Source organism: Pedobacter sp. (assembly GCF_039594775.1).
GTDB lineage: Bacteria > Bacteroidota > Bacteroidia > Sphingobacteriales > Sphingobacteriaceae > Pedobacter.
On sequence record NZ_JBCNMT010000002.1, the window covers coordinates 1 to 14201 of the forward strand.

Annotated in this window: 11 protein-coding genes; 8 read left to right on the forward strand and 3 right to left on the reverse strand. The window is 39.9% G+C overall.

All coding sequences use genetic code 11. The annotated features are described in order from the left end of the window. Positions 1-294 precede the first annotated feature (294 nt). On the forward strand, positions 295-471 hold the full coding sequence (locus ABDV71_RS06185; protein ID WP_113637836.1) for a histone H1: 177 nt from the start codon (positions 295-297) through the stop codon (positions 469-471). 326 nt (positions 472-797) lie between these two features. Here the strand turns inward: ABDV71_RS06185 and dapA are convergent, their stop codons facing one another. Both dapA and ligA read right to left on the reverse strand, forming a co-directional pair. Beyond that, positions 798-1676: a 4-hydroxy-tetrahydrodipicolinate synthase gene (dapA, locus tag ABDV71_RS06190; RefSeq protein WP_343531566.1), complete on the reverse strand. Its 879-nt coding sequence runs from the start codon at positions 1674-1676 to the stop codon at positions 798-800. A 106-nt stretch (positions 1677-1782) separates the two neighbouring features. Further along, positions 1783-3795: an NAD-dependent DNA ligase LigA gene (gene ligA / locus ABDV71_RS06195; protein ID WP_343531568.1), complete on the reverse strand. Its 2013-nt coding sequence runs from the start codon at positions 3793-3795 to the stop codon at positions 1783-1785. 151 nt (positions 3796-3946) lie between these two features. On the opposite strand from ligA, the gene ABDV71_RS06200 reads away from it, so the two are divergent. The 7 genes from ABDV71_RS06200 (at position 3947) to ABDV71_RS06230 (ending at position 12686) form a co-directional block, all read left to right on the forward strand. Beyond that, the gene (locus tag ABDV71_RS06200; protein ID WP_343531569.1) at positions 3947-5275 is read left to right on the forward strand and encodes an amidohydrolase; all 1329 of its coding nucleotides are present in this window, start codon (positions 3947-3949) and stop codon (positions 5273-5275) included. A 95-nt stretch (positions 5276-5370) separates the two neighbouring features. Beyond that, positions 5371-5949, forward strand: coding sequence for an ankyrin repeat domain-containing protein (locus tag ABDV71_RS06205; RefSeq protein ID WP_343531570.1), 579 nt, complete (start codon positions 5371-5373; stop codon positions 5947-5949). A gap of 61 nt (positions 5950-6010) precedes the next feature. Beyond that, positions 6011-6865, forward strand: a complete 855-nt coding sequence (locus tag ABDV71_RS06210) for a helix-turn-helix transcriptional regulator (RefSeq protein WP_343531572.1) — start codon at positions 6011-6013, stop codon at positions 6863-6865. A gap of 153 nt (positions 6866-7018) precedes the next feature. Further along, positions 7019-9925 carry a DNA gyrase/topoisomerase IV subunit A gene (locus tag ABDV71_RS06215; RefSeq protein WP_343531573.1) on the forward strand — a complete coding sequence of 969 codons (2907 nt, stop codon included), beginning with the start codon at positions 7019-7021 and terminating at the stop codon, positions 9923-9925. Positions 9926-10031: 106 nt separating this feature from the next. Continuing rightward, on the forward strand, positions 10032-10472 hold the full coding sequence (locus tag ABDV71_RS06220; protein WP_343531574.1) for a hypothetical protein: 441 nt from the start codon (positions 10032-10034) through the stop codon (positions 10470-10472). 425 nt (positions 10473-10897) lie between these two features. Beyond that, a complete protein-coding gene (pnuC, locus tag ABDV71_RS06225) occupies positions 10898-11521 on the forward strand; it encodes a nicotinamide riboside transporter PnuC (protein ID WP_343531575.1) in 624 nt (207 codons plus the stop codon). Positions 11522-11606: 85 nt separating this feature from the next. Then, positions 11607-12686, forward strand: coding sequence for an acyl-CoA dehydrogenase family protein (locus ABDV71_RS06230; protein WP_343531576.1), 1080 nt, complete (start codon positions 11607-11609; stop codon positions 12684-12686). Positions 12687-13095: 409 nt separating this feature from the next. On the opposite strand, the gene ABDV71_RS06235 is transcribed toward ABDV71_RS06230, so the two are convergent. After that, a complete protein-coding gene (locus tag ABDV71_RS06235) occupies positions 13096-14145 on the reverse strand; it encodes a hypothetical protein (protein ID WP_343531577.1) in 1050 nt (349 codons plus the stop codon). Positions 14146-14201 lie beyond the last annotated feature (56 nt).

Sequence of the window (14201 nt, forward strand, 5' to 3'; positions counted from 1 at the left end):
CGCTAGATGCCTTTAGTGAAGTGTCAGAAAAGCTGAAACGTGGTTATTATCAAGAGAATAGGTTCTCTTCGCCAGAATAAAATAGAAACTCAAAAAGCCTCAGGAAAACCGAGGCTTTTTTTATGAAGCTTTGATTTACAGTGAATTGCTGTTCATAAGTGTCGGTTTTGTGGAAAAAAAACGCACAAACCCTCATTTTTTCTTTTGACAAAAGTTTTTTTATTAAAATAAACCTCTTACATTAGTAATAGAGTATTAATCAAAACCTTAAAAACTAATAGGAGTATTTTAAAAATGAAAAAATTTGCTGAAGTAAAGGCACTAGTAGCAGCTTTAGAAGCTGATGTGGACAAATTTTACAACAAGTCAAACAGCGCAGCTGGAACACGTGTACGTAAAGGTATGCAGGATTTGAAAAACTTAGCTCAAAGCATCCGCTTAGAAGTGCAAGAAACTAAAAACAAAGCTTAATTTTAAACGCATTGTTAAAGAAAAAGCGCCCCTGACCAAGGCGCTTTTTTCTTTTCTAGCTATTTTATATCGGTGTTGCCGTCATTTCGAATGTTAGTACAAGCCTCGTAGGTTTCAAAAACTAATGAGGCTTAATTATATGCAGTTAACCATCATTTCCAACGCAAGTGAGAAATCTCGCGGGATGCTGCTGCGAAATTAAATCTGGCCGTAACATTATTTCCCAAGTCGCTAGATTTCTCCTATCGTCGAAATGACGAGAGGGCAAAGAAAAAGCCCCAATTGCAAATCAATCAGGGCTTTTCTATTTGGTGATGGCTTAATTTCTAGGCCAACTGTTTCAATTGTTCAGCAATGGCAGCATTTAAGCTCGCGGTAGCTTTAACCAATGGTAAACGAACATCGTCACCACAAATGCCAAGTTGTTTCAAAGCAGATTTTACACCTACTGGATTACCCTCTGCAAAGCACAATCTTGTAAATTCAAGCAGGCTTAAGTGTGCTGGTGTCGCTTTTGCGAATTCGCCATTTAAGCACAATCTGATCATATCAGAGAATTGCTTAGGCAAAGCGTTACCAATTACCGAAATTACACCAACGGCGCCAATAGACATCATTGGTAGCGCTACAGGGTCATCGCCAGAGATCAACATAAAATCTGAAGGTTTATCTCTCATAATTTGGTTAAATTGGTCAAATGAACCTGCCGCGTCTTTAATACCGATAAGGTTTTTAAAGTCGTGTGCTAATCTGCAGGTTGTTTCTGGCAACATGTTAGAACCGGTTCTGCCTGGTACATTATAAAGCAAGATTGGTAATGTACTTGTTTCGCTTAGGTATTTGTAATGTTGGTAAATACCTTCCTGATTAGGTTTATTGTAATAAGGACTTACAGATAGGATTGCACTATAGCCATTGCTTTCAAAAGTCCTAATTTCTTCGGCAACGCCCAAAGTGTCATTGCCACCAATACCAGCTACTAAAGGCAAGCGGCCATTGTTAATTTCAGCGGTAAACTCCCACACCTTCTTCTTCTCGTCCTTGCTTAATGTGGCAGTTTCGCCAGTTGTACCTAAAGACACGAGATAATCTGTACCTCCATTAACCAAGTGATTGATCAGGCGCTCTAAGCCCTGATAATCTACCGAGCCATCGGTGTTGAACGGTGTGATCATTGCTACACCTGTTCCGTGAAATTTGTTCATTATATATTATTAATTATTGAATTATTGAATGATAGAATTTTGAATGGGCTATACTCATTATTAATTATTTACTCATTCAAAACTCACTCATTCAAAATTAAGTTTCTCAACCAATCATTTCTTCCAGTTCATCCTCGCTAATCATCTTAATGTTCAGCTTGGTGGCTTTCTCCAATTTAGATGGTCCCATATTATCACCGGCCACTAAAAAGTCGAGTTTTGCGGAGATACTGCTTAAAATTTTACCTCCATTTTCTTCGATCAAATTCTTCAGTTCGTCTCTGCTGTATTTCTCGAAAACACCCGAAATTACAAATGTTTTTCCATTTAATTTGTCGCTTTGGGGCTTATTTGAACTTTCTTTGACTTCAAAGCATAAACCCGCATCTTTCAATTCGTTTATCTGCGCAACGTTGCTGTTTTTTGCGAAATATTCGTTAATGCTATCCGCAATACGTACACCAATTTCATCTATAGCGGTAAGTTCTTCTAGAGATGCGGCTGCTAGGTTGTCGATATTCTTTACGCCCTTGGCTAGTTTTTTAGCAACCGTTTCACCAACGTATCTGATGCCCAAACCAAACAGCACTTTTTCAAAAGGCATTTGCTTTGATTGTTCGATGCCTTTCAGCATGTTTTCTATGGATTTTTCTCCGAAACGTTCGATGGCTTTCAGCTCGTCAGCCTTTTCGCTTAGCTTGTATAGATCGCTAATGTGTCTAACCAATCCACGTTTGTAAAAGGTTTCGATGGTTTCATCACCTAAGCCGTCAATATTCATCGCTTTGCGACCAATAAAATGCTGTATTTTCCCAACAATCTGTGGGCCGCAGCCATCTTCGTTAGTGCAATAATAAGCGGCTTCACCTTCTTTTCTAATAAGTGGCGTACCGCATTCAGGGCAATTTTCAATAAAATGGATAGCTTTTGTGCCTGGCTTGCGTAAATCGAGGTTTACCTTAATGATTTTCGGAATGATTTCGCCTCCTTTTTCAACCAAAACGGTATCGCCTTCATGCAGATCTAAACGTGTAATTTCATCAGCATTGTGGAGCGTTGCTCTTTTTACCGTAGTACCTGCCAACACAACTGGTTTTAGATTGGCTACCGGGGTAACGGCGCCAGTTCGTCCTACCTGATAAGTTACTTTTTCCAACACTGTTTGTACTTCGGCAGCTTTGTACTTATACGAAATCGCCCAACGAGGTGATTTGGCCGTGAAGCCTAATTCCTGTTGTTGGCCATAGTTATTCACTTTAATTACAATCCCGTCAATATCATAGCTTAACTTAAAGCGTGCTTCGTCCCAATGATGGATAAAATCTAAAACCTCTTCGATATTCCCAGCTAATTTGGTGTGCTCGCATACATGAAAGCCCCATTGTTTTACTGCCTCTAAGCTTTCCCAGTGGGTTTTAAAAATTTGTTTATCCGTATAAAGTCCATAAAGAAAACAATCTAGCGGACGTTTTTTTACTTCTTTGGAGTCCTGCATTTTCACAGTTCCTGCGGCAAAGTTGCGTGGGTTGGCGTAGGGAACTTCACCCAGTTCTTCGCGTTCCTTGTTCAAACGTTCAAAAGCTGCTCGGTGCATAAATACTTCGCCTCTGATCTCAAAGGTTTCGGGAATGTTTTCACCCTTAACTTTGTGGGGGATAGAATGGATGGTTTTAATGTTGGCCGTCACTTCATCGCCCTGTGTGCCATCTCCTCTGGTTACGGCACGTACCAATACTCCATGCTCGTAGGTAAGGCTCATGGAAAGACCATCAAATTTGAGCTCGCACACATACTCAAAATCATCACCAATGGCTTTGCGTACGCGTTCGTCAAAATCTCTCAGGTCTTGCTCGTTATAGGTATTGCCCAATGATAACATGGGCCATTTGTGCCTTACCGTGTTGAAGGTTTTGGTAATATCGCCCCCCACTTTTTGCGTAGGTGAGTTGGGATCTGCATACTCTGGATACTCTTGCTCCAATTTGGCCAGTTCTTCCAATTTCTTGTCAAACTCGTAATCGGCTATGGTTGGCATGGCCAAAACATAATAGTTGTAGGTATGTTGGTTGAGCTCATTGACCAGCGCATCCATTTTATCTTTTATCGCAAACATTGACATAGCACGAAGATAAGAAAAAGGGGTTTAGGGTTGAAAGAAGATTTATGCTTGTGATCTATTTCTCCTGAAATGAATTGTACAGATTTTGGCATAAAATGTACAACGTACTTGAAGGTGCTTAAGTTATTTTTGTGTTCAAAATAGATAAACGATGGACGGTATATCACGCAAAAATTTTATCAAGAATTCTGCTTTTGCAGTAGCTGGTTTAGTATTGGCTCCTGAAATAGCTGGTGCTCACGACCAACAGCAAAGAGTAACGACTTCTGTAGATGGAAAGCTGACGCTTAAGAATGTTCGTTTGGAAACCGGTTTTGCATACGATGAACAGGGAGAGGTAGCTGCTACTAAAACAGATTTGTTTTGCATAGAGATTGATAAAGGTAAAATTGTGAAGGTCGGTACTAACCAGCCCAATTTAAAAAATGCCATTGATGCCAAGGGGTATTTGATGCTGCCCTCTTTTAAGGATATGCACATTCATTTGGATAAAACTTTTTATGGTGACCATTGGCAGGCCGTTAAAAGAAGAACGGGCGGTGTAAAGGGCATGATTGCGCTGGAGCAGCAAATGCTGCCCGAAATGTTGAAAAATTCTACCCATAAGGCCGAAAAGTTGATAGAACTATTGCAATCTAAAGGTACTTCATTTGCCCGTAGCCATGTCAATATTGAACCAACTTCTAAGTTGGAATCCTTGAAAAACCTTCAAATTGCCTTAGAACATAAAAAGAAAGAGTTCGGAGCCGAATTGGTAGCATTTCCACAACATGGCGTATTTTATACCGATTCTGTCCCTTATTTAAAAGAAGCAGCTAAAACAGCTATTGATTTCATTGGTGGGCTTGATCCATTTAATGTGGATGGGGCTATTGAAAAAACCATGGACTTTACGGTACAATTGGCTTTGGACCATCAAAAGGGTATTGATATCCATTTGCATGAGACTGGCGATTCGGGCGTGCAAACCATCGAATATTTGATCAAGAAAGTGAACGAAAATCCTGCTTTAAAGGGAAAGACTTATTTAAGCCATTGCTTTGCTTTAGGGAGGGTGAATAAAACTAAGCAGGAGGAACTTGCTGAGAAGCTTGCTGAAGCGAAGATAGGAGTGGTTTCAACCATTCCATTTGGAAGTTTGGTAATGCCTATTCCAACTTTAATGAAATATAAGGTAGAGGTGTTGACGGGCAACGACAGTATTGTAGACCATTGGAATACCTTTGGGACAGGTAGCGTACTACAAAAGGCAAATTTAGCTGCTCAGTTATATGGCTATTCTACCGAGTTTCAATTATCGAGAATGTTGGGATTGGCCACCGCCAACGTATTGCCGCTAACGGATAAGGGCGAGCAGCAATGGCCAAAGGTAGGGGACAAGGCAAATTTGGCCTTTCTTGATGCGAGCTGTTCAGCGGAAGCTGTTTCAAGGATTTCGGACGTAAAGTCCCTGATTTACGAAGGAAATAAGGTGTTTTAAAAATAAGCACGATGAAAATGATGTTAATCCTGTTGTCGTACAGTTTGCTTGGTCCATGTCAGCAAACCAATCACTTGAATCTTAAAAAAGAGATAATGAAGCAAGATATCATTGAGTTAGTGGAGCGTAACGATTTAGCGGGGGTAAAGAATGCTTTGCAAAAAGGAGCTAAGGTGAATGCGCAGGATAATAATAAACGAAGTTTGTTATTGATCGCTACGGTAAATCAGCAATTGGAGATGGCCCAACTATTGGTTGCTCATGGTGCCGATGTGAATATGCAAGCAGATAATTTGGATAGCCCTTTTTTATATGCAGGTGCCAGTGGACAAACTGCTTTGGTTAAATTATACCTGGCAAGCGGTGCTCGTTTTGACGTTTTTAATCGATACCATGGTTCCGCACTTATTCCGGCCTGCGAGCGTGGGCATGTAGACATTGTAAAGATTTTGGTAGATACGAAAGATTTTCCTGTAGACCATATTAACCGTTTAGGATGGACCGGGTTATTAGAAGCTGTGATTTTAGGCGATGGCAGTAAAAAGTATCAACAAATTGTACAAATCTTAAAAGAGGGTGGCGCTAATTTGCGCATAGCGGATAAAGATGGCATTACGCCTCTGCAACATGCCAAAAACCGTGGGTATCAGGAAATCGTTCGACTGCTGGAGTAAGTAAGGAATATATTAGATTGGTTTTCGGTTTTTGTTATATTTAGCAAAAAACCGAACACTCATGGGGCAGAAATCTGATCACTTTCCTTTGCTGAATATCCAAGAATTCAGTACGCATTCCGATCAAACTCGTGACCTGTTGTTTCATGAGTTGCGGGGAAAGAACTACATCGCTAAACCACATAAACACGATTTCTTTATCATCATTTTGTTTGAGACGGGAAAGGGCGAGCACGCTATTGATTTTAAGAGTTATGAAATTAAGGACCAGCAAGTACATTTGGTTTTCCCAAATCAAGTGCATCAATGGGATATTAAGGAGGGTACTATAGGCTATCAGTTGATGATCAGTAGAAAGTGGTTTGAAATATTTTGGTCGTCCTTACAATATTCTACGTCATACTACCAAAGTCATCCGGTGCTTGAGGTTCCCGAAACTATTTTTGAAGCACTTTTGCTTGAGTTTAAATCTATCCAGGCTGAACTGAAGGAAACGAACAACGTTTTTTGGGAGCTTGTTCAGGCAAGGAGCAAGGTCATTGGCCTGTTGGTTAGCAAAGTGATTGATGCTAATTATAGGGATGTAGAAAAATTTCACTCCAATGCCGTTATCGCTAATTTCTTGAAATTGGTAGAAGAACATTTTAAGCAACAACGCTCCGTTTCTTTTTATGCTGATCAACTTCATATTTCGGCAAATTATTTGAATGTGGTTTGCCAAAAAAGCTTGAATACTACAGCTTCCTCTTTAATTAAGGATAGGATTTTATTGGAGGCAAAGCGATTGCTCAAAGTTTCGGAAATGTCGGTAAAAGATATTGTTTACGACCTAAATTTTTATGATCACGCCAGTTTTACCAAGTTTTTTAAGGCGCTAACTGAAATGACACCTTCTGAATTTAGGGAGGATCACTAGTTGGAAATTGGTGCTTTCATGATACCGCTTTTTCGTCTCATTATCCTTTCCTAAGTAGCTGCAGCAAGGTTTTTTATGCAGTTGTTTAAAACTTATCTCTTTTAAATGGGCATCAAATCTTATATTTACGCATCCCAAAAACTTTTTTAGCACATGAGTGAAGAACTGGACGACCTAAATGAGACCAATTTGCCCGAAGAGCAGGAACATAAACATGCCGTGATTCCTATCAATGGTTTATATGAAAATTGGTTTCTGGACTATGCCTCGTATGTAATTTTGGATAGGGCGGTACCGCACATCAATGATGGCTTTAAGCCTGTACAGCGCCGCATCATGCACTCGCTAAAGGAGATGGACGATGGGCGTTTTAACAAAGCGGCCAACGTAATTGGTAATACCATGAAGTACCACCCGCATGGGGATGCCTCTATTGGGGATGCGATGGTGCAGATTGGCCAGAAGGATTTGCTGATTGATTGCCAAGGTAACTGGGGCGATCCTATTACTGGCGATAGTGCTGCTGCGCCTCGTTACATTGAGGCTCGCTTATCGAAATTTGCCAACGATGTGGTTTTTAATCCTGATACTACGGTTTGGCAATTAAGTTATGATGGCCGTAACAATGAGCCGCTTACCTTACCTGTAAAATTCCCCTTGTTATTGGCGCAAGGTGCCGAGGGGATTGCGGTAGGTTTGGCTACCAAAATCATGCCTCACAACTTCAATGAGCTATTGGATGCGTCGATAGAGATTTTGAGGGGCAATAGAAGTAACATCCTGCCCGATTTCTTTACTGGTGGTATGGCCGATTTTTCTAATTACAACGAAGGTCAGCGTGGAGGCAAAATTAGGGTACGTGCTAAAATTACCGAACGTGATAAAAAGACCTTGGTGATTACCGAAATTCCTTATAGCACCACCACTGGATCGTTAATCGATAGCGTACTAGCGGCCAACGATAAGGGTAAGATCAAGATCAAGAAAATTGAGGACAACACGGCGGCCAATGTAGAGATTGTAGTGCATTTGGCTCCAGGGATTTCGCCTGATGTGACCATTGATGCGCTATATGCTTTCACTAATTGTGAGGTTTCCATATCGCCAAATACCTGTGTAATCAAGGATGATAAGCCCCATTTTTTAAGCGTTAATGATATCCTAGAGCAGAATACGAAGTTCACCAAAGCTTTGTTGAAACAGGAGTTGGAAATTCGTTTGCACGAGCTACAAGAACGTGTATTTTTCAGCTCTTTACTGAAAATCTTTATCCAAGAGGGGATGTACAAAAATCCAGATTACGAAAATTCTGGAGATTTTGATACAGTAGTGGAGGTTTTGCATCGTTTGTTTGAGCCATTTAAGGCTTCTCTATATCGCGAAATTCAACCTGAGGACTTTAAAAAGCTGATCGATAAGCCGATGAGCAGCATTACCCGTTTTGATGTGAAGAAGGCGGATGAAATGATGAAGGCTTTAGAAGATGAGATGAAGGTGGTGCGTGGCCATTTACGTCATTTAACTGATTATACCATTGCTTGGTTTGAGAAGATCAAAGCTAAATATGGCAAAGGTCGTGAACGTAAAACCGAAATTAGACTGTTTGACAGAGTAGAGGCGGCGAAGGTTGCTTTGGCCAATGTGAAACTTTACATGAACCGCGAAGACGGTTTTATTGGTACCGGTCTGAGAAAGGACGAATATATTGGCGATTGTTCGGATATTGATGAAATCATTGTATTCCGTGAAGATGGTCGCTTTATAGTCACCAAGGTAGCTGATAAAACTTTTGTAGGTAAGCATATTATCCATGCCCAAGTGTTTAAAAAGGGGGATGAGCGCACGGTTTACAATATGATCTATAAGGATGGCGGAAGCGGTATTAGTTATATCAAGCGTTTCTCTGTAGTTGGTGTAACCCGCGATAAGGAATATGATCTAACTAAAGGTACCAAAGGCTCAAAAGTGCTATACTTTACGGCCAATCCTAATGGTGAGGCCGAAATTGTGAGCGTACAATTAAAACCGCACTCTAAGTTAAAAAAACTAGCCATTGATATTGATTTTGCTAATATTGCCATTAAGGGACGTGGGTCAATGGGTAATATTGTAGTGAAATTCCCTATCAAAAAAGTATTGTTAAAATCTAAGGGAGTTTCTACACTGTCGGGCATTAAAATATGGTATGATGATATCTTGAAACGTTTGAACGTTGATGGCAGAGGGAGGTACCTGGGTGAGTTTGATGGAGATGATAAGATTTTACAGGTATACAGTAATGGGACTTATGAGCTGAGCACCTTTGAACTGAATAATCACTTTGACGAAGGCATTGTGCTGATGCAGAAATTTAATGCCGAACATGTTTATGGTGTAGTACATTATGATGGCAAGGCCAAAAATTATTTCGTAAAACGATTTGTTTTTGATGTGCAGCCCATAGGTAAGGTGGTAAGCTTTATCAGTGAGGAAAATGGTTCGAAAATGGTTTTCATTACCGGTAAAACTGATGCCAGGCTAACTGTTGATGTGGAAAAGGGTAAAACCAAAACGCCAGAAACGCTTGAACTTGAATTGGCCGGCTTAATTGACGTTAAAGGCTGGAAAGCTAATGGAAATAGGCTAACACCACATACGGTTAAGAATATTACTTTGGTTGATGCAGAATTGGAAATAGGGATAGACCATTTGGAAGATTCGCATTTTGAAGTGGTTGAAGTGCATACTGATCCAAACAAAGAAGGTGAGGAAACTGAAGAAGGTACTGAAGGAACAGTTAATGAAATTCAGGTAGAAGAAGTAAGCCCTGAGCCTAATGAAGACAACCCTACTTTTGAATCCAAAGAACAGCAGTCTAATGAGGAACCCAAAAAACCAAAGCCAACGTTTAAATCGGCGGCTAAACCTTTGGTTGTAGATGAACCTGCAAAGGAACCGAAACCAGAAGCCGCAGCTGCTGAAGGAACAGAGCCTCCGGTACAGAAAAAGAAAATATCATTTGAGATTACCAATCCAGGTGATATTAAAATAGATGATAAAGGACAGGGTTCTTTGTTTTAGATTACTTATTGGACAGACTTACGAAGTTTCTAAAACTTCGTAAGTCACCTATTTCTTAGTTTGTCAGTCTGAGCTTGTCGAAGAGTATTTTGATAAACGTGATTAATTGAAAGTACTTTTGATAGAAATGAAAAAAATAGTTTTTGTAGTGTTGTTTTCCCTGATTAGTTTCAGCTTGTATGCTCAAAATGAGAAAGTGGACAGCGTCTTAAGAAAATGGGTAGCTTGTTTCAATAAACAAGATTATCAAAAAGCATATGATTTGTATGCACCATTCTATAGGGATAAAGTTCGTTTAGATATTTTTACAAAAAATATGAAAATGGTTTATGGCATGATGATGGGGGAAATTAGAGAGATTAAATTCATATCCTTTAATGGTCAATACTATAAATTCATACTGTTCGCCAAATCTAATCAAATAGAGGCTGACGTTACATTAGTTGTTGATAGTGAATATAAATTTAGATATTTTAATTTCGATGGTATTGGAGGACGTGGAAATCCCCCTCCTGTTGCAGGAAATTTAAGAACTACAGGTAGTTAGAGCTTTATTCCTAGATAGACTTACGAAGTTTTTAAAACTTCGTAAGTCTCCTGACCAAATTCCAGTTCAATTTTGGCTAATCAGCCTGATCCAGTCGAATACATTTAAATGCATTTAATAAGTTTAGCGAATATCTTTCGAAACTTCATAAGTCTCCAATAGCATATTTTTATATCTTTGCCTTACTCAAAGGGGTGCTTGCTCATTAACTCAATAATAGCAGGCTGAGATTATACCCAGTTTTTGAAGTCAGAGTTGAGCATTTAAAGGCAGCACTGCTGTAATGTTAACTTTTAACTTCAAAAACGCACCTGATGCGGGTAATGCCGACGTAGGGAAAGGAAAAGAGGTTAAGCCGTTTACTGTTTCGCCCTGAAAACAGTTTTCAATGATTTTTTAATTGCCTCTGGCAAAATGTATTGAGAATGGAAATTCAGGAAATGCTCCGTTTGTTTGTGGAGCAAGTAAAGGCAACTACCTATCTGGAATGGTTTGCCGTTGGTTTTGGGGTTACAGAAGTATTACTGGCCAAGCGAAATAACATTTGGTTATATCCCGCCGGCATTATCGGTATACTATTATCACTTTATTTGAAGCTAAATGCCAGATTGTATGCCGAAAGCTTGTTGAGCATGTACTATTTGGTGATGAGCATTTACGGCTGGGTCATTTGGTCGAAACGTTTGGCCAAAAAGGAAGCAGTAACTGTAAGTTGGACTACTAAACAGGAATTGCAGATTGCTTTTGCTATTGCTATAGGAGGATATTTTGTACTGTATTTTGCTTTGGTTAATTTCACCAATTCTGATGTCCCTATTTTAGATGCCTTTGTTTCCTCAACTGCTTGGGCGGGCATGTGGCTCTTGGCCCGTCGTAAAATAGAAAACTGGATTTTTTTGAATGTGTCGAACATAGTAGCCATTCCACTGATGTGGCATAAAAACTTTGTGATGTTTGCACTACTCACGTTATTCCTATTCATCGTTGCCATATTTGGCTATTTCGATTGGAAGAAAATCTACAAAAAGCAATTATTAAGTAAAAAGTAAAAAGTAAAAAGTAAAAAGTAAAAAGTAACGCTCGTATACGCTTATCCCAAAACAACTAAAAAACAAATCACCTAAACAACAGCAAATGGAACAATTCACACAGACTTGGCAGGAAGCCATTTTAGCATTAGCTCCGCAATCGGAAGCACTTGGAGAACTGCATCCAGATATTTTGGAGATTGCTTATGAGCAGGAGTGGTTTAAGCTTTACGTACCCCAAGCATATGGAGGACCAGGTAAAAAACTTCCAGAAATTTTAAGAATAGAAGAGGATTTGGCCTATGTGGATGGGAGTACGGCATGGACCGTAACCTTATGTAGTGGTGCTGCTTGGTTTGCCGGTTTTTTAGACCCCACTTTGGCTGCAGAGATTTTTACCAATCGAAAGGTTTGTTTTGCGGGTAGTGGAGCAGTGGGAGGCACCGCACAAAAAGCAAATGGAGGTTACCGCATCAATGGGCATTGGAAATATGCAAGCGGGGCTTTACATGCCACTATTTTTACGGCTAATTGCCTATTGCAGGATGAGCAGGGGAACGATTTGTTTGATGAAGACGAAAATCCGATCATTAAGTCGTTTATTTTGAAAAGAGATGAAGTAGAGATTTTGTCAGGTTGGTCTTATTTTGGTTTGGTAGCCACAGGAAGCCATGCTTTCGATGTCCATGATATAGAGGTTCCCGCCAATCGTTCGTTTAAGATCAATACCGAAATAAAAGTGGCCGATGAAGGTTTCAATTACCCTTTCCTGCAACTGGCTGAAACTACATTGGCAGTGAACAGTTTGGGGATGGCCCGTAGGTTTGTTGACTTGGTGGGGGATAGCTTCTTCAATCGTTCAGGCTTTAAGCGGTACAGTCCGGAGCAGGTCACTTATTTTGAACAGGAATTAGCAAAAGGGAAACATACATTATCTACCATTAGAGAGCATTTTTATGAAGCGTTTGACGTTTCGTGGCATCAATTGCTTAACGAAGGTAAGATAGCCGAAGAGGTGTTAAAAGAAGTAAGTAGGTTAAGTAGAGAGCTTGCCCATCAATCGAGAATTGTGGTAGATGCCCTTTATCCGTATGCTGGTTTAGAGGCGGCCAAAAGAGAAACAGAATTGAATAGGGTTTGGCGAGATTTGCATACCGCAAGCCAACACGCTTTGTTGACTTTTTAATTTTTATCATGCTTCTCATCTCGGACGCAATGGGCATAATGTTCCTAACGTCATTCCCGCGTAGGCGGGAATCTTAAATGGGATTAGGTATTTGTCTTAAATGAACCACATAGGCACATCGTGAACTAAACAACATTAGCAAAAGGGGATTCTTCTTTAAAAGTTATCCACTATAACTGGTGAAATATGTCTATGTGTCTATCTGGTTATATTTTTAATCAAATGAACGAGATAGGCTAGAATCTTAAAGTAAATTCAGGTATTAAGGAGATTTCTCATTCGTTTTACTTCATTCGAAATGACAGTAAGGGGAAAAAAAGAAAGGGTGTCCAAAAAGAAGTTCCATTACACCATTAACCAAATGGCGACAAACTCCTTTTCGACACCCTAACCCAATAGGCCATCCGTCCTACTGATATTGTATGTAGATTGGTCGCGGTTTTAATTTCACAAGTTCTTCTGGAGTCATCAACCTGTGAGGAGCCTTTTTCAAGTCGTTTTTATAGAATAATTTGAAGCCTGTAAACTGTACGGGTTCACTGTAAATAAAATGACGGTAAGTACCTAGTTTTAGATCAGGCTCACCCCATCCGTCCATGTGCATTACCACTTGTACTTCTGGACGTAGCTTGATGTTCTGTGAGTTAGTCACCATTTTTTTGGTAAAGCGGTGTACTATAAAAACCTTAGGAGGCAAGTTGTGTTTCTTTACCAAGTCAGCTAAATAGCCGGAAGCGTAATTGATTTCACTGGCATCATAGGTGCCGATTTTTCTACCTGGTAAAACACCTCCTTTCATTGAGAATTCAGGGTCAATTCCCAAATGCACGTTAGGCATCATCAAGTATTTTTCCAATAATGGCAATTCAGTCTGAATAGTGCTTAGTGCCACTTGAATATCCAAGAATACAATCATGTTTTTACGCATCTTAGCAATAGCCAATACCGAGTCGATATGCTTAAATGGCATACGGTTTCTGTATTTGCCATCTTTACCTGGATCACCAGCAGCAACTACCGCTATGTAGTGTAAAGCAGGCTGTACAGGTGTGCTAGGATCAGCTTTTTCCCATTTTGCCACTTCTTTATCTAGCATGCTCAACATGGTTTTAGGTTCGTATTCCCCTAAAGCCCCCATTTTTTTAGAATAAAGGTTGCCATAATAAGCTACGATACGTTTAAACGGTAAAATAGCACCATCCAATGGAATGGGGTGGTTTTTCACCGGCCATTTACCAGTAGTATCACCATTGGCATTGGTTTTTACCAGTTCATTATATTTAGCAGTATCTACAGGAGTACGTAAATTTGTTTCCTCTTCCACGGCTACGCCAGCAGAGTCGGTTTTTTTAGCCGTTTGTTTCCCGTTTTTATCCTTCGCGTCAGAAGTACAGTAGGCAAATGTACAGATGGTAGCCCCTGCTACCAAGATCAAGCTTGCGATCTTCGTGATTCTCATCCTTAATAATTTTTTCAATTTGGTAACGCTATTATGTTGTTAAACTGTCCTTCTAG

Excerpts from the sequence above, each read along its gene's own strand:
- ABDV71_RS06205 (WP_343531570.1), top strand. The coding sequence starts at position 5,371 with ATGAAGCAAGATATCATTGAGTTAGTGGAGCGTAACGATTTAGCGGGG.
- pnuC (WP_343531575.1), top strand. The coding sequence starts at position 10,898 with ATGGAAATTCAGGAAATGCTCCGTTTGTTTGTGGAGCAAGTAAAGGCA.
- ligA (WP_343531568.1), bottom strand. The coding sequence starts at position 3,795 with ATGTCAATGTTTGCGATAAAAGATAAAATGGATGCGCTGGTCAATGAG.
- ABDV71_RS06235 (WP_343531577.1), bottom strand. The coding sequence starts at position 14,145 with ATGAGAATCACGAAGATCGCAAGCTTGATCTTGGTAGCAGGGGCTACC.
- ABDV71_RS06230 (WP_343531576.1), top strand. The coding sequence starts at position 11,607 with ATGGAACAATTCACACAGACTTGGCAGGAAGCCATTTTAGCATTAGCT.
- ABDV71_RS06200 (WP_343531569.1), top strand. The coding sequence starts at position 3,947 with ATGGACGGTATATCACGCAAAAATTTTATCAAGAATTCTGCTTTTGCA.
- ABDV71_RS06210 (WP_343531572.1), top strand. The coding sequence starts at position 6,011 with ATGGGGCAGAAATCTGATCACTTTCCTTTGCTGAATATCCAAGAATTC.
- ABDV71_RS06215 (WP_343531573.1), top strand. The coding sequence starts at position 7,019 with ATGAGTGAAGAACTGGACGACCTAAATGAGACCAATTTGCCCGAAGAG.
- dapA (WP_343531566.1), bottom strand. The coding sequence starts at position 1,676 with ATGAACAAATTTCACGGAACAGGTGTAGCAATGATCACACCGTTCAAC.
- ABDV71_RS06185 (WP_113637836.1), top strand. The coding sequence starts at position 295 with ATGAAAAAATTTGCTGAAGTAAAGGCACTAGTAGCAGCTTTAGAAGCT.